The sequence below is a fragment of the Cohaesibacter celericrescens genome (genome assembly GCF_002866925.1).
Lineage (GTDB): Bacteria > Pseudomonadota > Alphaproteobacteria > Rhizobiales > Cohaesibacteraceae > Cohaesibacter > Cohaesibacter celericrescens.
This window is the reverse complement of the sequence record NZ_PKUQ01000018.1, coordinates 20,386-42,490: the sequence shown is the minus strand read 5'-3', so window position 1 is coordinate 42,490 and position 22,105 is coordinate 20,386. Positions and strand designations below refer to the sequence as shown.

The window sequence follows — 22,105 nt, the reverse complement described above, 5'->3', positions numbered from 1 at the left end:
TTTAAAAATTTACCAGAGGGTGGGGCAGAGGGGATTTCGTTTGGCAAAAGCTTCTCGGCCACTTGTGAGAAGGTCGTTAAGCTTTATTGCTTCTGCTCAGGGTGTAAAGGCCACTTGCCACAATGATGGTGCCGCCCAATAGGGTTAGATTGTCCGGACGTTCAGCAAAGACAACAAAACCCAATCCCATTGCAAAAACCAGTCTTACATAGCGGAATGGTGCCACGACAGAAACGTCTCCGCATCGCATGGCCAGTGACAAAAAATTATAAGCCAGCGATCCAATTAGGATTGCGGTAATCAAATGAAGGATTGAGCGTTCGTCAGGTATGGTAACACTGCCTGTTATTGACAAGGCGACGATCCCCGCAATGATCAACATCAGAAATCCGTAAACACCCAACTGAATGTTGGATACGGCTATCGGCGTCGCGCGTGACCCCAGATCGCGCCCGGCGAAACCCAGAGTTCCCAAAACAGCGAAGAGGGATGCCAGCTCAAATCCTCCCAAGCCGGGTCGCAGGATGAGCATCACTCCAAAAAACCCCATCAGGATGGCAACCCAACGGTGCAGTCCAACTCTCTCCTTAAAAAAGAGTATTGCACCGATCGTAACAAACAGCGGCGTGGCTTGTAAAACGGCTGAAACACTGGACAAAGTTGTCAAAGCCAGGGCATTGAAGAAAAAAACATGCCCTGCAATCTCACACACTGAGCGCAGCGCTAGGATCGGTGAAAGGATGCCGGACGCGAAAATGGCTTCACCTCGTCTGTAAGCCAAGATCGCAAAAACGATCATTCCACCGGTGCCAAAAAGGATCAGCATCTGCCCCACCGGCATTTGCTCCATAACTCTTTTGAGCAACATGTCTTGTAAGGAAAATCCAGCCATGGCGAACACCATAAACAAGCTGCCACGCAAATTTGGATTCTGGATTATTGAACTGGCGTTCATATGGTTTGGTGTCTTTCACCTTGACCAATCTGACGCATCCACCGAAAACGGTCTTACCTATTGTATGGCGCAAGGGTAGATGTCAGATCATTCTCAAACAATTTTCAGGTCACCAACCAAAGTGTGTGTGGTATCCAAGCAGGAGGGGTGGTGTCCTTCTGTTAATCTTGGAAATAGTGAGGATATTTTTCCCGAGCAACGATAAGGGATGTATCAAGACGGGAAAGATGAACCCGTGTGAGAGACACGGCTTCTTCGATATCACGATGCTGCAATGCTGAAACGATCTTGGTGTGATCCGAAAGCAACTCGTCCATGCTTTCGGTGCTCGTGATGTCCAGCATACACAGCCGATCTACGTGAGACTTGTATTCCGCGATCGTATCATAGGCAAACTCGCAATTGGCGGCTTTGCATAGCAAATGATGGAACTCATAATCAAGCGTGTGAAGGCGATCGCCATCCTTGGTTTGAACCGCTTTTTGTTGTTCCGCAATATTTTCCCTAAGCGCTTTCAGATTGTCTGCATTTGCACTTTCACATCCACGCCGAACGACCTCCACCTCTATCGCAATGCGAAGGAACCAGGAATTAAGAATGTCGCGGCTGGAAAGCTTGCGGACCGTTGTTGCTCTTTGCGGTTGAACGCGAACCAAATTCAAATGACTCAAGCGAATAAAGGCTTCACGAACTGGCTGGCGGGAAACCTGATGCCGACTGGCGACCTCAGCTTCAGATAGTTTGGCTCCGGGCTCAAGGCGAAGTTTCACAATGTCCTGTCGCAGCATTTCGAATATCGCATCTGCGGTGGTGCGTCTCTGACCACCGATCTGTAGAGCACTGGTATTCATTTTCTATTCCAAACCGCCATAGTCAGTAACCCTCATATGCCATCCGTATTCGGTGCATTCTTATACAGAAAAACCGGATGCCTCGGCCAGCCTTTTATACGGCTTTTGTTCATTCAATACATCATTCATTGGCCAAGCCGAGATAAAAATATCCAAGCCACCCCAACTAGTATGCATTACCATTCTAGTCTACTAAATTATTGACATGCAAGGTGGGCTGTGATTTTCTTTTACCGTCGCTTTCTAGCTTCACGGCTCGAACCTACTGGGCCGACTTCGATATGTCATTGGGAGGAACCAATATGACTTTCTTGAAATCCGCATCTAAATTCGCATCAGGAGCCGTGTTTGCCGGCGCGCTGGTCATATCTGCAACGGCAACGCAAGCCGCAGACATGACCCTGCGTGGCGCCAGCTTGTTCGATGAGAGCCATGCCTATACCAAAACGCTCATGAAATTTGGTGAGCTGGTCAACAAATATGCCGACACAGAGGTTACGTTTGATCTGCGCCTCAACAGCGAGCTGGGCATTGAACCCGATTATGTCAACTTCCTGACACAGGGTGTTGCCATTGACTATGCCATCATCGCCCCGTCCAACCTAGCGCGCTTTGCACCAGCAGTCCCTTTGATGGACATGCCTTTTGTTTTTCGCGACCTAGAGCATTGGAATGCGGTTCTTTCTAGCGACGTCCTAAAGCCCCTTGAAGATGAGTTGCTTGAAAAAGCGGACCTAAAGATTATTGGATATGCAGGCGGTGGCACGCGTAACCTGATCTCCGATAAGCAGATTTCCAATCTTGAAGAGTTAAAGGGCCACAAAATGCGCGTAATGGGTGCTCCCATTCAGGCCCGCATTTTTGGCGCAGCCTCAGCAGCTCCTTCGGCGATTGCCTACTCAGAAGTCTATAACGCCATTCAAACCGGTGTTGTCTCCGGTCTTGAAAATGAAGCCGCAAGCCTGTTGCAGTATAAATTCTTTGAGGTTGCTCCACACGTAACACTTACCCAGCATTCTATAACCGTTCGTCCGATTGTCTTTAGTGGCAAAAGTTTTGCTAAATTGTCTCCGGAAATGCAGGCCGTGGTGCTTAAAGCCGGCAAGGAAGCTGGCGAATATGGTCGCAAAGTTGAATCGACCGAAGATGGCCAGAAACTGACACAGATGAAGGATGCCAAGCAAATCGAAGTGCACGAATTTGCTGATCGCGACAAGCTGCTTGCGATGGTTATTCCTGTTCAGAAGGCCTATGCCGAAGAGCTTGGAGCGACGGCTCTGCTTGATGCCATTCAGGCAAAATAATCAAATTTCCCTCTCACTCCCATGGTCTTCGGACCATGGGGGTTCTTAGGTGCATCTGCATCAAGACTTCAAGGGTTGACTATGATTAAGAATTTCCTCGAAGGACTTTGCCAGGTCTTGCGTGTTTTGGTTGGCGCCCTGATTGCGGTATTGATCATCCCTGTCGCCATGCAGGTTCTTGCCCGGTATACGGGAATAATTCCTGTCTATCTATGGACCGAAGAGCTCGCCAACTTTATTTTTGTTTGGGTCGTCATGTTGGGATCCATGATCGCAGTATGGGAGGGCACGCATTTTGATGTGCTCGTCTTTCCCGAGGCGACATCCCGCTGGGGGATGCTTTTGCAAAAGGGGTTTGTCCTGATCATGGTCAGCGCATTCGCACTTCTCTTTGCGTGGTATGGCATCGGATATGCGAAGTTCGGCTCAATCCAGAGCTCCGTTATGCTACAGGCAAATCTGCTCTTTACCTATATCACGGTTCCTCTGGCCGGTTTTGTCTGGTCGGCCTTTTCGCTCTATCACCTATGGGAAGTGATACAAACTTTTCGTGAGTCAGGACACGCGTCGCAATGATTATAACCACAGGTATTGCTTGTTTGCTCTTGGTCGGGACCTTCTTGGTTCTCGTCCTCTTGCGTGTTCCGGTAGCTTTCGCGTTGGGCATTGCTACCATACCAGTAGTTGTGCTGGACATCAGGCTTACGCCCTTCCTGATCATGGATCGTATGTTCCAGTCGTACGATTCCTTCATTCTGCTCGCTGTACCCTTCTTTCTGCTTGCAGCCAATTTGATGAACTCGGGCAAAATAACCGATCGGCTTATCGAATTATCGCGGGTCCTTACCGGCTGGCTTCCCGGTGGCTTGGGTCAGGTCAATGTCGCGGTGTCGATGTTGTTTGCCGGTATTTCAGGTTCGTCTACGGCTGATGCGGCAGGGTGCGGCAAAATTCTGATACCTGCAATGATTAAGCAGGGTTATAGCCCCCGTTTTGCTGTCGCCATCACCGCCTGCTCTTCTGTTATGGGTGTTATTATTCCGCCAAGCATTCTGATGGTCGTCTGGGGTGGGGTCATGTCCATTTCAGTGGGCGCCTTGTTCCTTGCTGGCGCCGTGCCGGGGTTTCTGATCGCTGCCGCCTTGATGGGAACCGTTTATGCTTATGCTCGAATTTATGATTATCCGACGGCAGGCAAACCGAGCTGGAGAGACTTCTGCTCTGCCTTCAAGGGAGCGTGGCTCGCTCTGATGACGCCGGTACTGGTCATCGGTGGTATTGTAGGAGGCATCGTAACGCCGACTGAGAGTGCTATCATCGCTGCCTTCTATTCGTTGATCCTGGGCATGTTTGTTTATCGCACCATCAATCCCAAAGAACTTGTTAGTGTTCTCTATGAGACAGGGCGCTTTGCTTCCATTTCCCTGTTCGCAATTGGAACCGCTTCGGCTTTTGGGTGGATGTTAGCATATTACAATGTTCCTCGGCTTATTGTCGGGCTGCTGACAAACCTTGAGTTTGGCCAGTTTGGAACCTCGCTGGTGATTGCGGCACTCTTCTTGCTGTTTGGGTTATTCATCGATGCTATCCCGACAATCATCATCTTGGGCACAGTTCTCTTTCCGGTCGCCACCGCAGCGGAAATTCATCCTGTTGTTTTTGCTATTATCGGTATTATCTCGCTGGCCTTCGGGCTTGTAACGCCTCCATATGGTTTATGCTTGCTCATCTCCGCCTCAATTGCCAATCTCAACGTCGTACATGTGCTGCGAGACACGGTGATTATTTTGATGCCAATGCTGCTAATCCTGCTTATCGTGATTTTATTCCCAGAGATTGCACTTTGGCTTCCCAAGACATTGATGCCAGCCACGTTTAAGTAGGCGTGGTCACCAGCATTCGCAGGATCCGCAGCGCTTGTAGCCGCGGGTCCTGATACTACTCTGGCGATGCCCCTTGGTGGCGATCAAATGCAAAATGCTTGTGAGCCTTGGAACTGTTCGCGTGGTTTGATCATGTGAAGACGCATAAGCTCTTCAGCGGCGGCGGTATCCCGCGCTTCGACAGCCTCAAGAATGGGCGCTCATTCTTTGTCGAGAAACCGTAGGGCCGAGGTTCCTTCGGCCTTGAGCTCTTCAAGGCTTGAAAGGCCCATCAGTTGCAAGGTGGTCTCGGTTTCGACCTTCAAAAGCTGAAACAATTTGGACACGCCGCGTTCGCCCTTGGCTGTGACAGCCCATGTGAACGGGCGGCCCATTAGCACAAAATCGGCGCCAAGGGCGATGGCTTTGATCACATCACTGCCACGCCGGAAGCCGCTGTCCACATAGAGTGATTTTTCGCACCCGAGCGCTTGGCGGATGCCTGCGACGAGAGAAATTGTCGATAGACCATGATCAAGCTGTCGGCCGCCATGGTTGGATAGGACGATGCCATCAATATCTTCTTTGGCAGCCTGTGCTGCGTCTTTGATATCGGATATGCCTTTGATGATCAGTTTGCCATCCCATTGCTTGCGTAAGGTGCGGATGGTTTCCCATGTTAAATTTTTATCAAGGCGCCCGGCAAGGGAGCCGGACTGAGCCAAAGCCCCTTTGCCAAAATCCGCTTCCCTACCTTTGATGATTTCAACTTGAGGGAATGGCCCCATCGCCATGTCGAGCGTCCAGCCGGGACGGGTGGCGAACTGCATGGCCAAGTGCGGCGTGATACGATCAACCGCGCGGAAGCCGTTGCGAACATCTTTTTCACGTACCGATGTGATCGCCGTATCCACCGTCAGGAAAATGGTATCAACACCTGCTTTGCGGCATTGGCTCAAATAGGAGGCATTCACGTCGGGATCAATGTCGAGATAAAGCTGGAATTGCGGCGCAACGCCTGTTTCGCGCGCTATCGTTTCCGGACCCGCAATGGAAAATGTGGAAAGCACAAAAGGCACACCTGCCTTGGCTGCGGCCTTGGCAATGGCGAGATCGCCACCCCTCCGATAAAGCCCTTGATATCCAACAGGGCCCGGACCAAAGGGCAGGGTGTATCGGGTGCTATTCAGCAGTGTGCTGATATCGGGGTCTTTCAGATTTGTAAGCACCTTCTGCCGCAGAGCAATGCGTTCAAAATCGGCACCGTTGCGCTTCAGTGTCGTTTCGGTAAAGGCCCCGCCATCAACATAGTCCGCAAAAATCTTGGGCAAGCGTCGCCGCGCTGCTTTTTGGAAATCATCGACATTGAGAAAGTGGCGATCAAAAGACATGGAGTTTGCTTTCTTGGTCTTGGCGTGGCGCGTTGATTGGCTGATGCTTTGCCTCTGATGGGCGATGCGTCAGTCTGGCATAATGGAATCGAAAAAGGAGGAGAAGGCGTCCTTGCCCGAAACAGGGCGTGAGCCTGCGCTAAGGGCAACGGCAAACCCGATGGCCGAAGAGATAGGATTATGCAAATCTGCACCTTGCCCCGCATTGAGATTCATCACCAGCGTTGGGGAGAGGAACAAGCCGATGCGGATGACATCTTCCCAATCCTCTGGCAGCAAGCCTTGCGCCTTGAGATGGGCTAACCAGGGTTTCCAGAAAATCTCGGCTTTCACAGTTAGCATCTGTTCGCGCACGGGCGATAGCGCCCAGTCGGTCTCAATGAATAACTTGCCACTCTCATGGCGAACCGATGCGCTAAAGCGTTCTTTGGTGAGATCGGCGCTGTAAAGCCATAAGGGATGGGCAAAAACATTGTGAAAGGTAGATTTGACCTCTGCCAGCAATGACGGCACGTCGCGCCCGGCAAAGGCAGGATCGAAAAAGGCCAGACGATCGGATGCCACGCCGCGCTCATACCAGACATTGGCATTGTGGGCATCCCCATGGGCGATAATACCGCCAGCATCGGCGAGTCTTTCGGGCTGATAGCGTCGGTGTGCAAGGTCAAACAGTTCACCAAGACTGCGATGATATTCTAGGCCATTGATAACCGGACGGGCGGATGAAAGCACTTGCCAATCAAGGCCCATCTCGTTGGGGAACGCAAACCGCTTGCCCACATAGAAGTGCTTGAAGCGTCCGCCGGGATAGGTGCCGCTGGCGGGATCGATCAGGCGCTCGTGAAAGAGGCGATGGATTGGCTCGGCGCGTGATTGCGCAGGCGTAATCGGATGTAGACTGTCTTTTGCCGTTGCCAGAAGGCGTCTATTGAGATCAGCTTCCGCCTCAACAGCGCGCTGGATCGCGTCCTTGTCTTGGGAACCATCAAGCTCATAGAGCAGGTCGGAAAATCGCGGATCAGAGCGGCGGGCATAGACCAGGACCTGTTCACCGGGCAAAGTCGACATATACACCGGTTGGTCCACGGGCAATCCGGCGCTGGCGAGAATATCGGCACGGTAATACTCGCCCCGCATTGCTTCTTCGCCTTCCTCCTGATGGAACTTGAAGAAATAGTCTTTGCCGCTTGCCGAGAAAAAGCCGTTGAGGGAATTGAGGGAGTATTTGTCCAGATTGATCTTCAGACCTTCCACCGGAAGGTCGAACAAGTCACAGAGCAGAGCCTGAAGCATGGCTTGAGCCTGCTGCAGGTCATCTCGTGCCACGGCGCGAATTTCGGCCGTGCGGGAAAGGGGAGTGGTCATGGCAGTCTGATTAGCCTTCCTGACAGTTGATTATGGTCTTAAGGCTGGTCACATCGCCTGCGAGATGGCGCAGATAGGCGTCGGGGATCGCATCAAGTGAAATCGGTTCAGAGATCACCTGATCAAGATGTGGCGACAGGCTTGGCAACAAGTCTGCAATTGTTTGCAGCTCGCCGCCATAGGCGTGGCAGCCAACAAGAGAAATTTCCTTCTCAACCAGCGTGACCGGATTGAGATCAAGTGTCCCATGGCCAATACCAACCAGCCCGACAGCACCACCGGCGGCAAGCTTCTCGATCAACTGCCCGATCACATGGGGAGAGCCTGTTGCGTCAACCGCATAACGTGGCGCTTGGCAGCCCCAGTCTTGAGACAAATCTAGGATCCGTCCGCCTGTCATTTCAGCGACTGTATTGGCGCGCGGTTCATTGCGATCAATCACAGCAACTTTGTGCCCGTCCTGCGCCGCAAGTAGGGCCACAAGGCCGCCAATGGGACCACAGCCAGCAATGAGAATTTCAGTACCCTCGGGGATATTGAGTTTATTGAGGACATGCAGCGCAACGGCCAGCGGTTCGGCAAGCGCAAGATGGCGATCGGCAACATTCGCAGGGGCTTTGATCACATTGCGCGCCGGAAGGGTCACGGCTTGCGCAAATCCGCCGTCAATGATTTCACCTATGAAGCCAAGATTTTCGCAGACTTGCCCGAGGTCGTCACGGCAATTGCGGCAGTGTCCGCAGATGTGCCGACTGTCGACGATTACCCGATCCCCAACGCAGACATGGGAAACTTTAGCGCCGATGGATGAAATCACACCGGTGAATTCATGCCCGGCGACCGATGGCGCGCGTGTAATCCATTCACCCGTGCTGAAATTATGCAAATCCGAACCGCATATTCCCGCATAGGTCACATCAAGCGTCACTTCATTTTCCAATGGAGGGGCAGGCGGGCCGATGTCCTCGACCCGCAAATCCTTCACCCCAAACAAGCGCACTGCTTTCATGGTGCTTTGATCCCTCAATCCTTGAGATATTGCTCGCGCAGCTCGCTGACAGCGTTGGCGTGAGAGGAAAAGCCTTCGTAATCGGCAAGGATCTTGGCGTTGGCCGCGAGTTCCGGATAGCCCTTTGGTGTGACGTAGCCAATAGAACTACGGCGCACAAAATCGCTGACCGACAAGGGCCCCCATGTGTTGGCACCCATTGACGTTGGCAACACGGCATTGGGACCAAGCGCAAAGTTGGCAATGGTAACCGGCGTGTGGGTGCCCATCAGGATTTCGGATGCTTCGGTGATCATGCCGAGATATTCAAATGCTTTAGTGGAGAGAATTTCCAGATGCTCCGGAGCATACTCGTTGACCAAAGCACAGGCATCATCCATATCGCGCGCCAAAACAATGCCGCCCGAAGAACCGGTTAGAACAGCTTTGGAAAATTCCACGCGTTGCTCGGTCATGTTGGCCCAGTGCTTGGGCAGGGCTGCAAGGGCTTCTTTGGCAACGCGCTCGGATGAGGTGATGAGCCACGCGGAACTGTCGGGACCATGCTCGGCTTCGATCAGTAGATCCATTGCGGCCAGACCACCATCAACCGTGTCGTCTGCGAGAATGACCACTTCAGACGGACCGGCAGGCAAACCCGGGTCAATCACACCAGCCAGCAGGCGTTTTGCTGCAACGACCCAAGGGCTACCCGGGCCAACAATCTTTTTGGCAGGCATGATGGTTTCCGTGCCAAAAGCGGCAGCGGCCACGGCCTGTGCGCCGCCAACTTTATAAACGGTATCCACGCCTGCAAGACGAGCCGCCACCAATGTGGCTGCATCCACTTTCCCATCCGGTCCCGGAGGTGTGAAAATGGCAATATTAGGCACTTTGGCAACAACCGCCGGTGTGGTCGTCATCATGGTGACAGACGGAAATGAGCCTTTGCCACGCGGTACATAGAGTGCAACCGAGTTTATCGGGGTGAAACGATCTCCGGCAAAGGCACCGGGGCGCACTTCTTTCAGCCACATGGGTTCTGGAGCTTGTTCCTCATGGAAGCTGCGGATATTCTCAATGCCATACCGAATGGCGTTGATTACCTCTTCCTCAACCAGATTGAAGGCTTCTTCGAATTCTTCCTCGGATGCTTTTAGATTGTCGACAGTCAGGCCTTGCGCCTTGTCGAGTTCTGTACCAAAGCGCACGAGCGCAGCGTCGCCCTCGGTCTTGACGGCATCAATAATTGGCTGAACTTTTTCTAGAAAGAAAGAAAGGTCCGTTTCGGACCGCTTCACCAGCTCTTTGCGCTCTTCTGGCGACAGATCGGCCAGAACCTTGTAGGTTACTTCAGTCATCGGGCATTCCTTTCTATATGATTTGGCTGCTGGTCCACATCATCTATTGGCGTAAAGCGTCTTCACTTTGATTTGAGGAAAATCTCCAGCCCTACAATCTTGTCGAGCAACCACACTGCCAAAAGCGCGATCAGGACGAAAACAACAGAGATCGCCGCAAGGTCAGGTGTGATAATGGAGCGGATATTATTGTAGATCTGCACGGGCAGGGTCACTGTGCGCGCATCGGTCAGCAGTAGGCTGACGAGGAATTCGGTCATTGCCAGCACGAACATCAAAAGCCCGCCGGTGATAACGCCGGGCATAACGGCAGGCAGGGTGACATACCAGAAGGTCTCAATCCGTCCGGCACCACAATTTTCCGCTGCCAGTTCCAGATCCCTGTCCAGAACCGCAGCCGAGGAAGACACCGACCAGATAATGAAGGGTAGGTTGATCACCGCGCAAGCCACACCGACTGGCCAAACATTGCCAAGAATGCCCCATTCACCAAATACCAGCATCATGCCGATGCCGGAGCCAATTAGCGGTACAGTGAAAGGCAGCAGCAAATAGATGTTGATCAGATTGATGAACCGCAGTCGGTAGCGTGTCAGCGCGATACCTGCCAAGGTGCCGATTGGCAGTGAAACGGCGACACAGACCGTGGAGACGATGAGCGAACGCCATAGGGCAAGGCGCAGATCTCGCGCCATGGCAATTTTCTCATACCACTTGAGTGAAAAGCCTTCGGGCGGAAAGGCAATGATATTGCCAGATGTCACAGACGCACCAATGACGATGATGGTTGGCAATGACAGCGTAATGACGCTAATCATAACCAGCGACCAGAAAATGACCTTTTGCGATGGACTCGTCATTTTTTTGCTCCCATGCCGAGCGTGCCTGCGCCAAAGATCATAAAGACAATTCCGACCATTATTGACCCGATACCAACCAGAACAAGCGCCAGTGCGGCACCCAGGCCTTGATTGGAGGTCCGGAAGAATTGATCATAAATGGCGTTGGCGATGAAATCTTGCGAACCACCACCAAGCATTGCCGGCATGGCAAAATCAGTCAGTGACAAGGTGGCCACCACCAGCCCAGCACCAATCAGTCCGGGCTTGGCCATAGGCAAAATGACATGCCAAAGCGTCTGCCTCCAGTTGGCGCCAAGAGAGCCAGCTGCGGTTTCTATTTCTTGTGGAATGGCTGTCAACGCAGGGGCGAGCAACAGAACAGCAAAGGGCAGCATATATTGCACCAAACCGAAAATGACGGCCGGGAAATTGAACAGAAGCCGCATCGGTGCGATGCCGACAAGACCGAGAACCTCATTTACTGCGCCCGAGTTGCCAAGGATGATGAGCCAGCCATAGGCCCGCACCACCTGACCGATGAAAAAGGGAAGGAACAAAATAACCAGAAGGGTTTTGCGGGTCAGGGCAGAGCGGGTGCGAACCAGAATGTAGGAATAGGGGAAGGCGAGCAACAATGTGAAAACCACGGTCAGAAAAGCGCCAAGCAGAGAACGCCAGATCACTTTGGCATAGGTCGCGCTCTCAATGATGGTTGCATAATTCTCACCAGAATAGGTCTCAGAGAACAAATATGTTGAGGTATCGAGCGTCCGCATAGAGCTGTCTGCAATCTGAACAAGCCCGATTACCAGAATACCCACCAGTAACAGCGCCGGAGACAGCAATAACCATCCGGTATATCGGCTCATGGATTTGGGCCAGAGCAAGCTGGTGCCTGTCTCAAGACTGTCCATTATCCGCCAACGCATTGGATAACGAAAACGGGTTTTGTTGACGGTTGGATTGTTCATTCTGGGTCTTCTCTCCCCGCGGGAAGCATGCATGTGCGGGCATGTTTGGGTCAAAAACCCAGCGAATGGGGGATTATCTAGTATTAGGCCGCTATCGCTGGGGTCAGGTTTGGGCAATAGGCGGTGCCGGATACGCAGTACTTAGCCGCGTATCCGGCAAAATATTAGCCCTGCATGATTTCCTTGAATTTGGAGAACCAGTCACTTTCATTCTCGACCTGAACCTTATTCGAGACACGGATGAGATGCTCGAAATCTTCTGGTTTGGTCGGATAGGAGGGATCGCCCACCAGATTTGCAGGAGGCGTCAGGCCTGGAACCACACCGGGTAGGCCAAGGCCGTTGCACCAGATCTGCTGTGCATCCTTGGAGATGGCGAAGTTGATATATTGCTTGGCCCAGTATAGCTCATTCTCTGGCAGGCCTTTAGGGATCCACAAGCCGTCAGTGTCGAACTTGCAGCCTTCTTCGGGAACAGTCCAAGCGATTTCGACGCCATTTTTCTTGGCCGCCAGCGCGTTGGTTGAGATGGTGCAAGCTGCATCGATCTCGCCATTCTGGAACCAAGTGGTGAAATCGGGGTCTTCACCGAGCAGGGGCTCTTGAGCCTTCATTTGTTCGACAAAGTCCCAACATGCGGCCATATCGTCAGGAATGCCATCAAGGGATCCGCCGCCAGCAACCTGAGCAGGGAAATGGAAGCCAATGCCGTCATTATAGAGCGCGATGCGGCCCTTGAATTTGGGATCAAGTAGGTCTTTCCAGCTCTTTGGTGGGCCGTCAGGGAATGCTTCTGGACGATAGGCCAACACATAGACATAGCCATAGGTGTTAACGATAGGGTAGCCATCCATGCCCACCGGCTTGGCGAGATCGGTTGTATTGGCCAGATTGGCCAGGCCCGTAAGATCCTCTGTCACACCGCGCAAGGCAGATTTGGTTGCGTTGGTGGTGGTGTCCCAGTTGACATGAATGGGTGGAACGCGTTTTTGTGCCACGGCCGCCCAGACCTTGGGCTGAATTTCATTGTCTTCAGTGAGATCATGGCGTATTTCGATGCCGGTCATTTTGGTGAAGGGATTGGATACCCCTGCTTTGAGGGCCTCTACCCATTCCCCGCCCCAGGCGCGGACAATGATTTCGGTTGGCTTTTCTGGCGCTGCAGCCAAAAGACGCCCACTTGGCATCGTGCTTAGAAGCGCTACGCTACCTCCTGCGACACCAGCACGCAAGATTGAGCGCCGGGATAGGCCTTTCTTGATATTCACCATGTGTCTGTTCTCCTGTCGATGGTTTGATTGGGCACTGCTTTGATATTGTTATTATTGGGCAGCATGTTGGAAAATTTTCATGTCTTTCGCGTTCCAGCCAAAGCGGACTTCAACGCCCGGCTCGAAAAGATCGAACTCGTGCGGATCATGATGGAAAATCTGGAATTTGACTCCCGGTAGTGCGGTGGAGACAACAACATAAATGAGCCTCTCGCCTTCAAAAATCACATCTTCGACAGATCCGGCTAATTGTATTTCGCAGTCAGCCAGAGCCGCGCCGCTCTCGCTTCCCACGAGCCGGATTTGTTCAGCACGGATCGCTCCGCGTACTGACGCCCCCGCTGTGATATCAGGGGCATGGCGGCCGGGCAGCTCTTGGTTGCCAACCTTTAGCCCGTCAGCACTGGCCACGCCGTCGATAAATGTGGATATACCGATGAAGCTGGCAACAAACAGATTGTTGGGCGAACGATAGAGGCCAACAGGTTTTGATTGTTGCTGAATGACGCCATTGTTCATGACGATGATATCATCCGAAACCACAAGAGCTTCACGTTGGTCGTGTGTCACGTTGATGGTCGTCACACCCAATTCTTTCTGGATGCGGCGAAATTCGAGCTGCATCTCTTCACGCAACTTGCGATCAAGAGCGGCCAGAGGCTCATCAAGCAACAACAGGTCCGGTTCAAACACCAAGGCCCGCGCAATAGCGACGCGCTGTTGCTGCCCGCCGGACAATTCGTGTGGACTACGCTCGCCATACCCGTCCAGCTTCACCAGACTGAGAAATTGCTCGACCTTGTCGGGGATCAGAGAGGGATCGGTCCTGCGCATTTTCAAGGGAAAGGCGACATTCTCCGCCGCGGTCATATGGGGAAACAGGGCCAGTTTCTGGAACACCATTCCAACCGAACGGCGATGCGGAGGTGCAGCATCCACTGGTTTCCCGCCGATGGTTATGACGCCACTGGTTGGTGGCTGAAAACCGGCAATCATCCGTAGCAAGGTGGTTTTGCCGGAACCCGAGGGACCAAGAATAGTTAGAAATGTGCCTTTCTCAACATCAAAAGATGCATTATCAACCGCAGGGAGGTCTGCCCCGAAATCCATTGTGACGTCACGGGCGCTGACCGCAATCCGGTCATCGGCATCACTTTTGGTCTGCCGGTGCATACTACTCATGCCTTATCCTCGTTCTTCATCGGCAACACCAAAATAGATCATTGGGTCGGGTGGGCAGTCTTTTAAAGATGCATTATGTATATACTATTCCGCTACGCTGCAGAACCTTACAGATGCCGTCACTATGCTCAAATAGCCGCCAAATAGCCACCATCAATGCCTAAAATTTGTCCTGTGACATAATTAGAGGCAGGCGAGGCAAGAAACAATACCGCACCGATCAGATCGTCAAGTTGTCCAAAACGACCTAACGGAATTTTGGACTGCATGCCCTCGGCCCACTCTTCGTTTTGATAGAAGCCCTCGGTCATCTCAGTTCGGAAGTAACCCGGCGCTATGGCGTTGACACGAATACCATCAGATGCCCATTCTGTTGCGAGTGCGCGAGTCATGCCCGATATGCCGGATTTCGATGAGCCATAGGGCACCGCCGTCGGGACCCCCACAAAGGAGGTGAGGGAGGCGAGATTGATAATTGACCCGCGCTTTTTCTCCGCCATGGATTTGGCCACGGCTTGAGATGTGAAGAAAGCGCCTTTCAAATTGGTATCCAGAATCTTGTCCCAAAGTGCCTCTTCAATGTCCTTGGCGGGGCAGACATCCTCAACCCCGGCATTATTGACAAGAATATCAATAGGGCCAATGGCCCCAAGAGCGTTTCGAATAGCCTCTACGTCGCGTTGATCACAGGCGATACTGTCCACATTGCGTCCAATGGCCTTTATCGCATCTGCGGTTGAAGCAAGGCTTTCTGTATTGCGTGCGGTAATCACCAAATCCGCCCCGGACTTTGCCAAGCCAATAGCGAGCGCCTTGCCTATCCCACGGCTGGCACCGGTAACCACGGCGCGCTGGCCTGAGAGGGAAAACAGTTTGCCCAGATGCTCAAGGAGGGTGTCGTTCATTTTTATCTCCGGCGGTGATGAATACAAATATTGTCGATTGCATTATTATGTATAGACAATATGCTAGACGGATTGGTGATAAACTTCAATGAGAGGCCTTCTAATGACATCCCAAAAATTCATACTAAGGTCGGAACTAACCACACTCAAGCCATACAATGCGGGTTTGTCGCTGCAGGATGTGGCGGAAAAAGCAGCAGGCAAGCCAATAGCAAAACTTGCTTCCAACGAAAATCCCTATCAGATGCCGAACGTCATCGCAGAAGCCATGCATCAAGAGATTGCTACCGCCTATCGTTATCCTGATCCGCAAGGCCGTGCTCTCGCGAAATCTATCGCGGAATTCTGCGGTTGTGATGCGGAGCAAGTGATCCTTGGCAATGGGTCCGAGGATCTATTGAATATACTAGCACGCACTATATTGCGGTCCGGCGACGAAGTGGTCACACTTTATCCGTCCTTTCCGCTGCATGAAGATTACGCCATCATGATGGGCGCTCATGTCACACGCATCGGGCTTGTTGATCACAACAAAATTGATGTGGATGCACTGGTAAAGGCTGTTTCCCGCCCCGTACGCCTGACGATTTTTGCAAATCCGATGAACCCGACAGGCCTTTGGTTGACGGCAGACGAGCTGGATCGTGTGCTAGCTGCTCAACATCCGCAATCAGTTTTATGTATCGACGAGGCCTATCTGGAATTTGCGTCCTATCAGAGCGATGGCCAGTCATACCTCCCTGCAACGGAGCGCCTGAAACACCATGACAAACCGTTGTTGGTGTTGCGCACATTCTCCAAAGCCTATGGGCTGGCTGGTTTGCGCATCGGTTATGGCCTTACCAACAATTCCACTCTGCGTTTGGGGCTCGATTTGGTTCGCACGCCATTCAATGCAAATTCCGTGGCCCAAGCGGGTGCTGTCGTAGCGTTACAAAATCCCGCTGCCATCTATCCGGTTTTGCAACAGATCGTGGAGCAGCGTCAGATGCTGTTGACAGGGCTCGAAGCCTTGGGCCTTTTTGTTCTGCCCTCTCTTGGCAATTTTCTGTTCTTCTCGACATCGGAGCCTGCGACGCAAATTGCAGAAAAACTTATATGTGAAGGGGTGATCGTTAAGCCTTGGAAGCAAGCGGGGTATGAAAATTGGCTGAGAGTTTCTGTTGGGGTGGAACAGGAAAATCGGCAATTCCTGTCAGCTCTTGCAGGTATCCTCACACAAAATACTTAAAACTGAGCAATCAATTGATGGGCTTGGCCGGGATAGAGGAGCCGAGCCCAAGTAACCCAAGTGGCATCAATCTCTGTGCGGCGGATGATTTCAAGGCAGGCACTGCCCGGATCAAGCTCCAGCAGACGGGCGCTTGGATTGCTGACATTGATGGCACGGATCTGGTGGGCTGCCTTTGTCCAAGGCATGACCTTGAGCAGCCAACTTCCCGGTGCCAGACAGGCAAAATCCTGTTCAAGAACATTGGGCACGATATCGCTGTTGATATAGCGCGTTTCAAGGCAGAAGGGCGTATCACAAGAGTAATGAATGCCTTCCAGAAACAAGCCGCCTGTATCCGTTGTTGCCGGCAATGTGAGCTGTTCTAAGTTTTTGGCACTCATTGGGTGGTTTTGACGCGTCAGGAGATCCCAGCGATAAGTCTTGTCGAGCGCGAGCACTTCCCGCTCGATATCGGTAATTTCCATCACAGCCGATTGGGCTCTTGGCTCGGCAACGAACGTTCCCTTCTTCTTGCGCCGATACACATATCCTTCATTCGCGAGCTGTGTGAGGACTTTGTTCATTGTCATACGAGAGACGCCATAAGAGTCGGCGAGAACTGTCTCAATGGGCAATTGAAAGCCCGGTTGCCAAGTGCCATCAATGATTTGTTCCAATATATCCGACTTGATGCGGGCATGACTGGTCTTGGATGAACGGCTGGATGTCATGAAACTAAAATCAACCCTCAAACTTTATAGGTGCATTCACTGGAGGTTGGGAAACGCTTATATATCTGTAATCATTGAATTTTTAATATATGTATACACTTAATTATAGCCATCTATTCGGTACATGCAATAGACCGGCCCAGAAGACTGGAGTGACGCTGGATTGAAGAGACGGGCATAGTCACGCAAACGGCTGCACCTCTGGCAGCCGTTGATCCTTGTTTCTAAGCATCTCCTTGTTTCCCAATTGGGAGGTTAAAGAAGATTTCCCGTTCGTCACGACATATATCTCTAGATTTTAACGCTTCATCCAGCCCAGAGTTTTGTCTGTTGGTTCCGTCGATTTATATTCAGCGCCAAGTGGCGTGGTCCAGCCTAACTCTGCAATTCTTTCGAAGACAAAGCCATAATTGACCTCACCATGATCCGGAGCGCCGCGATCGGGCACAGAGGCAAACTGGATATGACCGGTGATAGGCAGCAGCTTTTCAAGCCGACGGACCAAATCACCTTCCATGATTTGCAAATGATAGCAATCAAACATCAGTTTGAGATTGGAAGCGCCAACTTCAAGAATAATGGTTTTGGCTTGTTCTGAGGTGCCTAAAAAGTAATTGGGTGCATCATAATGATTGAGAGGTTCAATCAGGATTGTGACGCCGATCTTGGCGGCTTCTGCTGTGGCATAGCGGAGGTTTTCAACGAATGTTACGTGTGCCTTGGGGCCTCCGGCAAAACCGGACATGACGTGGACGTTGGGCGCGCCAATCGCAGCAGCATAGGCAAGAGCTTCATCAATCGCTGCGCGCGCTTCCTCTTCGCGTCCGGGAACAGCCGCAAGGCCATTGTCTCCGGCTTCAACATTGCCACGCCGTGTGTTCAACCCCAGCATAACAAGGCCGGTCTCGTCGAGGGCAGCTTTGACCTCTGTTGCCGGTGTGTCAAACGGCCAGTGGCACTCTACCGCAGCAAATCCTGCGGCTTTCGCAGCGCGAATTGCATCGGGTAAACTCCGGTCATTCCAGAGAAATCCAAGATTGGCTGAAAATTTTGTCATGCATCCCACTCCACATTGAATTTTTTGACCAGTGCCTGAATCTGATCATCATTAAGACCGCGCGGTGCGTGTCCACGTGTCATCATGGCAAGTCTTGCTGTGTCTTCCAGTTCCTCAATCGCATTGCAGGCCGCCTCTACATCTTTGCTGGCAACAACAGGACCGTGATTGGCCAACATAACCGCGGAGCGTTTGCCTGCCAGTCCTTTGACGGCTTGACCCATGGCCTCGTCGCCGGGGAGAAAGAAAGGCAGCAGTTTGACCTTACCCAATTTCATGATGGCGTAAGGGGTGAGCGCAGGCAGGAAGTTGTCCGCATCCACATCCGGCATCATGGACAACGCAACCGAATGGCAGGAATGCAAATGCACCACCGCACCCGCTGTACTGCGGGTCTCATAAAAGGCCAAATGAAGCGGCATTTCCTTTGTCGGCTTGTCTCCATCAATCAGGTTCGCTCGTTCATCAAAACGAGATAGCCGCGCGGGATCCAGTCGCCCAAAACAGGAACCAGAGGGGGAAACCAACAATCCCCCATCGGCGGTGCGCGCTGAAATATTCCCAGTGGAGCCACCGGTCAATCCTCGATCAAACAATGATTTGGCAAGCAAACAAATCTGGTCTCGAAGCTGGCTTTCTGCACTCATTATATTTCCAGCTCCTTTAACCGGGCAAAGGCATCGGCAAAGAAACCGACGGCCCCGAAGTTGCCTGACTTCAAGGTCAAGGCAATTTCCTGCCCCTGACTAACACAGAAGGACCACGGAACACCGGGGGCAATTTCGGCGCTGACATCAAGCTTGGTCACATCTAGTGCCTTTGTTACCGCGCCAGAAGTCTCGCCACCAGCGACAACAAAACGCCGCGCCCCTTGCGTTAGGGCTGCAACAGCCAATGCAGCCAGAGCATCTTCGATAATTTCACCTGCTTTGGCAACACCCAGCTGGGCTTGTGCCGCTTTGACATCTGCCGGCTCAGCGGTTGCATAGATTAGCGGGGCGCAGGCCAGATCTTGCGCAGCCAGCCAATCCAAAGCCCCTTTGGTACCATGCTTGGCCAACTCCAAAGGGTCCAACCGATAACTTGGCGCTTGGCTTGAATAGCTTGCCACTTGCGCTCGGGTCATCGCCGAACAGGAACCTGACAGCACAATGGCTTTTGGGGACAGGTGCGGAACTTGCGTCTTGGCAAAGTCCGCAGAGAGACTGCCTTCTTCCAAATAGAGATGCGGCAAAGGCATGGCGATCGCGCTGCCGCCGGTCATGAGTTTCATGTCCTGACAGGCTTTCGAAATCGTGAAGAGATCCTCATTGGCAACAGCATCCACAACCACATGAGCTACACCGTCTGCAGCCAAGTCCTCAAGCCGCGCTTTAAGAGCGTCAGGCCCTTTGGCGACAGTCAGACGATTGGCCAACCCGACAGGTTTGGTGACCTGCGGCTCTAGAAGCCGCATCAAATTGCTGTCACGCATAGGGGTCAGGGGATGGTCTTTCATGGGGCTTTCGGCCAATGGCAGCTCACCAACAAACAAATTCCCCATAAATATGGAACGCCCATTTTCAGGGAACGCCGGACAATAGATGGTTTGTTCCGCACCAATTTCTGCCATTAACGCTTCTGCGACTGGTCCGATATTACCTTCAGCAGTACAGTCAAAGGTGGAGCAATATTTCCAGAAGAATCGCTCGGCCCCTGCGCGTTTGAGCCAGTCTAGTGCCGCCTTACACTCCGCAACAGCCTCCTTGACAGGTGCTGTGCGGCATTTGAGGGCGATGACTTCGAAAGCCGCCGTATCCTTTGGCTCCTCGATAGGCACCCCCATACGGAGCGAAACCTTTACTCCCGAGCGCGCCAGAAGCCCGGCCAGATCCGTGGCTCCGGTAAAATCATCGGCAATGCAGCCAAGTAGAGTCGTCATCTTGCTTCCTCAGTATCGTTTGTGTCGCACGCAGCGGGCGCCCCTATCTGGGCCGAACGACAGATCATCTATTTACACGTGTCGGTTTGCTCTAATGCTCGTTAGCCAAAGACCATCGCAACGGGCCACAGTGTAATCGCAGGGATGTATGAGACCAGCAGCAAGCAAATGATAACTGTCGCGACAAACCAGACAAGTTGGGGTACGATTTCTTCCAGTGATATCTTGGCTACGGCGCAAGCGGCAAAGAGATTGACCCCCAGGGGTGGGGTGATCATACCCAGAGCCAAATTGACGACCATAATGAGCCCGAAATGCATCGGATCAATGCCGAACTGGATAGCGACAGGAGCGAGGATGGGTGCGAGCACCAAAATGGCTGCTGATGTTTCGATAAACATACCGATGAAGAGCAAAAGAGCATTGACAGCCAACAGGAAACCAAACTTGGTTTCAAAGACGCTCGAGAACCAGTCAGCAATTTGCCCGGGCAGCCCTGACCGTGAAATCAGGAATGAGAACAGAGCCGCCGCCGAGATAATCAACATAATCGCAGATGTAGAAATCATCGTTTGCGTCAGGATGCGTGGGATGTCCTTTAAATGAAGCTCACGGTAGAAAAAGAAACCGACAATAATTGCGCATGCCACGGCCGCCGCTGAGGCTTCCGTTGGTGTAAAGATACCAGAATAGATCCCGCCAATGATAACGAATGGCACCAACAAGGCTGGTATCGCTTTGATAAAGGCATCCCTCAGACGGGGGCGATTTAGCCGGTCTTCAAGACCATACCCCTTAAGACGACATATAACGATCACCAGCGCCATCAGAGCGACGCCGACCAACAATCCCGGACCAATGCCTGCAATGAATAGTTTGCCAATCGAAGTTTCTGTGGCCACGCCATAAAGGATGAGTGGGATAGATGGTGGTATCAGAACACCCAGCTCTGCCGAGCTGGCCTGAATGGAAGCCGCAAGTGGGCGTGGGTAGCCGTGACGCGCCATGGCCGGCACGAGGATCGAACCGATTGCAAATGTGGTTGCGACGCTGGAGCCTGATACTGACGCAAACATCATGCATGTCAAGACACAAGAGCAGGCCAATCCGCCCTGAATGTCGCCGACCATCGATTTTGCAAGATTGACGAGCCTTGCAGAAATCCCGGCTCCAGCCATCAGGTTACCCGCAAGAATAAACAGGGGAATTGCGACCAACGGAAAACTATCCAGTCCGACAAACATGCGTTGTGGGATTAGAAGTAGGGGTAAACGTCCATCGATATCAATACCGACGATGGAAGCGAGGCCGATCGCAATTGCAATCGGGACCCCCATGAGGAAGAAGATAACGAGTGAGACAACTATGGCACCATTCATAACTCAGATACCTCCTCTTTCTCAGGCATATCGCCGGACCGAATGGCCCGTACGGTGCAGGCAAGAACAGCAATGATTGTAAAAACCGTGCCGAATGGAAGAGCCGCATAAGCCCATGCAATCGAAAAGGACAACCCACCCATTTTTTGGGATAGGACGCGTAGCGTCATCAAATATCCTTGCCAAAAAAGAAAGGCGAAAAAGATCAAGGACATGGCGTTGGCCGCGACATAGAGCCTAACGCCCCATTTGGGCGGAAGTGCTAGTTGTACGATGGTAATCGCTATCATCCCGCCTCGCTGGTAGGCGACAGAGATACCAAGGAACACGGACCATATCATTGCTGCACGCGTGAAAGTTTCTGACCATATTGAAGGTTGGCCAAAAACAAAGCGGGTTGTAACCTGGTAGAGTGCCAATATGGTTGCGATGATGAGAAAGCTAACTCCAAGAAAGAGTGCTATTCGAGTTGTTATCCGCTCAAGCTTCAAGAAAGCATCCACGTCGCGACCTCCTACAATTTGAGACTAAGGTTGCCCGCAGCACTTGGGCGCTG

The 22,105-nt window shown here is 52.2% G+C and carries 22 protein-coding genes; 5 read left to right on the top strand and 17 right to left on the bottom strand.

What is annotated here, in order from left to right; translation table 11 throughout:
• Positions 1–76: 76 nt before the first annotated feature.
• The gene (locus C0081_RS10810; protein ID WP_245417922.1) at positions 77–892 is read right to left on the bottom strand and encodes a DMT family transporter; all 816 of its coding nucleotides are present in this window, start codon (positions 890–892) and stop codon (positions 77–79) included.
• Between C0081_RS10810 and C0081_RS23205 the strand changes: the two genes are divergently transcribed.
• The gene (locus C0081_RS23205; protein WP_180966840.1) at positions 891–1,034 is read left to right on the top strand and encodes a hypothetical protein; all 144 of its coding nucleotides are present in this window, start codon (positions 891–893) and stop codon (positions 1,032–1,034) included. The two genes, C0081_RS10810 and C0081_RS23205, sit on opposite strands and share 2 nt — an antisense overlap.
• A gap of 82 nt (positions 1,035–1,116) precedes the next feature.
• Here the strand turns inward: C0081_RS23205 and C0081_RS10805 are convergent, their stop codons facing one another.
• A complete protein-coding gene (locus C0081_RS10805; RefSeq protein ID WP_101533845.1) occupies positions 1,117–1,806 on the bottom strand; it encodes a GntR family transcriptional regulator in 690 nt (229 codons plus the stop codon).
• A gap of 302 nt (positions 1,807–2,108) precedes the next feature.
• Between C0081_RS10805 and C0081_RS10800 the strand changes: the two genes are divergently transcribed.
• The 3 genes from C0081_RS10800 to C0081_RS10790 all read left to right on the top strand — a co-directional run bounded on the left by C0081_RS10800 (position 2,109) and on the right by C0081_RS10790 (position 4,993).
• On the top strand, positions 2,109–3,110 hold the full coding sequence (locus tag C0081_RS10800) for a TRAP transporter substrate-binding protein (RefSeq protein WP_101533844.1): 1,002 nt from the start codon (positions 2,109–2,111) through the stop codon (positions 3,108–3,110).
• Positions 3,111–3,191: 81 nt separating this feature from the next.
• On the top strand, positions 3,192–3,686 hold the full coding sequence (locus C0081_RS10795) for a TRAP transporter small permease (RefSeq protein ID WP_101533843.1): 495 nt from the start codon (positions 3,192–3,194) through the stop codon (positions 3,684–3,686).
• Complete coding sequence (locus tag C0081_RS10790; RefSeq protein ID WP_101533842.1) at positions 3,683–4,993, top strand: TRAP transporter large permease; 1,311 nt, start codon at positions 3,683–3,685, stop codon at positions 4,991–4,993. Before C0081_RS10795 ends, C0081_RS10790 begins: the two co-directional genes overlap by 4 nt.
• A 200-nt stretch (positions 4,994–5,193) precedes the next feature.
• Here the strand turns inward: C0081_RS10790 and C0081_RS10785 are convergent, their stop codons facing one another.
• From C0081_RS10785 to C0081_RS10745, 9 genes are all read right to left on the bottom strand, one after another.
• Positions 5,194–6,363, bottom strand: coding sequence for an alpha-hydroxy acid oxidase (locus C0081_RS10785; protein ID WP_101533841.1), 1,170 nt, complete (start codon positions 6,361–6,363; stop codon positions 5,194–5,196).
• A 69-nt stretch (positions 6,364–6,432) separates the two neighbouring features.
• Entirely contained in the window at positions 6,433–7,728 is a 1,296-nt protein-coding gene (locus C0081_RS10780; RefSeq protein ID WP_101533840.1) for a hypothetical protein, read from the bottom strand.
• Between the two features lie 10 nt (positions 7,729–7,738).
• Positions 7,739–8,737 carry a zinc-dependent alcohol dehydrogenase gene (locus C0081_RS10775; protein WP_101533839.1) on the bottom strand — a complete coding sequence of 333 codons (999 nt, stop codon included), beginning with the start codon at positions 8,735–8,737 and terminating at the stop codon, positions 7,739–7,741.
• 14 nt (positions 8,738–8,751) lie between these two features.
• A complete protein-coding gene (hisD, locus tag C0081_RS10770) occupies positions 8,752–10,077 on the bottom strand; it encodes a histidinol dehydrogenase (protein WP_101533838.1) in 1,326 nt (441 codons plus the stop codon).
• A 62-nt stretch (positions 10,078–10,139) separates the two neighbouring features.
• Entirely contained in the window at positions 10,140–10,937 is a 798-nt protein-coding gene (locus C0081_RS10765) for an ABC transporter permease (RefSeq protein ID WP_101533837.1), read from the bottom strand.
• Entirely contained in the window at positions 10,934–11,890 is a 957-nt protein-coding gene (locus C0081_RS10760; protein ID WP_101533836.1) for an ABC transporter permease, read from the bottom strand. Before C0081_RS10760 ends, C0081_RS10765 begins: the two co-directional genes overlap by 4 nt.
• A 164-nt stretch (positions 11,891–12,054) precedes the next feature.
• Positions 12,055–13,161 (bottom strand): ABC transporter substrate-binding protein, encoded by a 1,107-nt coding sequence (locus tag C0081_RS10755; protein ID WP_101533835.1) that lies wholly within the window; start codon positions 13,159–13,161, stop codon positions 12,055–12,057.
• A 51-nt stretch (positions 13,162–13,212) separates the two neighbouring features.
• Positions 13,213–14,343: an ABC transporter ATP-binding protein gene (locus tag C0081_RS10750; protein WP_101533834.1), complete on the bottom strand. Its 1,131-nt coding sequence runs from the start codon at positions 14,341–14,343 to the stop codon at positions 13,213–13,215.
• A gap of 128 nt (positions 14,344–14,471) precedes the next feature.
• Positions 14,472–15,248 carry an SDR family NAD(P)-dependent oxidoreductase gene (locus tag C0081_RS10745; RefSeq protein WP_101533833.1) on the bottom strand — a complete coding sequence of 259 codons (777 nt, stop codon included), beginning with the start codon at positions 15,246–15,248 and terminating at the stop codon, positions 14,472–14,474.
• Positions 15,249–15,351: 103 nt separating this feature from the next.
• Between C0081_RS10745 and hisC the strand changes: the two genes are divergently transcribed.
• Complete coding sequence (gene hisC, locus C0081_RS10740; protein WP_101533832.1) at positions 15,352–16,479, top strand: histidinol-phosphate transaminase; 1,128 nt, start codon at positions 15,352–15,354, stop codon at positions 16,477–16,479.
• On the opposite strand, the gene C0081_RS10735 is transcribed toward hisC, so the two are convergent.
• The 6 genes from C0081_RS10735 to C0081_RS10710 all read right to left on the bottom strand — a co-directional run bounded on the left by C0081_RS10735 (position 16,476) and on the right by C0081_RS10710 (position 22,052).
• Positions 16,476–17,192: a histidine utilization transcriptional repressor HutC gene (locus C0081_RS10735; RefSeq protein WP_101533831.1), complete on the bottom strand. Its 717-nt coding sequence runs from the start codon at positions 17,190–17,192 to the stop codon at positions 16,476–16,478. The two genes, hisC and C0081_RS10735, sit on opposite strands and share 4 nt — an antisense overlap.
• A gap of 298 nt (positions 17,193–17,490) precedes the next feature.
• Positions 17,491–18,249: a hydroxypyruvate isomerase family protein gene (locus C0081_RS10730; RefSeq protein WP_101533830.1), complete on the bottom strand. Its 759-nt coding sequence runs from the start codon at positions 18,247–18,249 to the stop codon at positions 17,491–17,493.
• The gene (gene otnC / locus C0081_RS10725; RefSeq protein WP_101533829.1) at positions 18,246–18,896 is read right to left on the bottom strand and encodes a 3-oxo-tetronate 4-phosphate decarboxylase; all 651 of its coding nucleotides are present in this window, start codon (positions 18,894–18,896) and stop codon (positions 18,246–18,248) included. Before otnC ends, C0081_RS10730 begins: the two co-directional genes overlap by 4 nt.
• On the bottom strand, positions 18,896–20,170 hold the full coding sequence (otnK, locus tag C0081_RS10720; protein ID WP_101533828.1) for a 3-oxo-tetronate kinase: 1,275 nt from the start codon (positions 20,168–20,170) through the stop codon (positions 18,896–18,898). The genes otnC and otnK overlap by 1 nt, the downstream gene beginning before the upstream one ends.
• A 101-nt stretch (positions 20,171–20,271) precedes the next feature.
• Complete coding sequence (locus tag C0081_RS10715) at positions 20,272–21,549, bottom strand: TRAP transporter large permease (RefSeq protein WP_101533827.1); 1,278 nt, start codon at positions 21,547–21,549, stop codon at positions 20,272–20,274.
• Positions 21,546–22,052: a TRAP transporter small permease gene (locus C0081_RS10710; RefSeq protein WP_101533826.1), complete on the bottom strand. Its 507-nt coding sequence runs from the start codon at positions 22,050–22,052 to the stop codon at positions 21,546–21,548. The genes C0081_RS10715 and C0081_RS10710 overlap by 4 nt, the downstream gene beginning before the upstream one ends.
• Between the last annotated feature and the right edge of the window lie 53 nt (positions 22,053–22,105).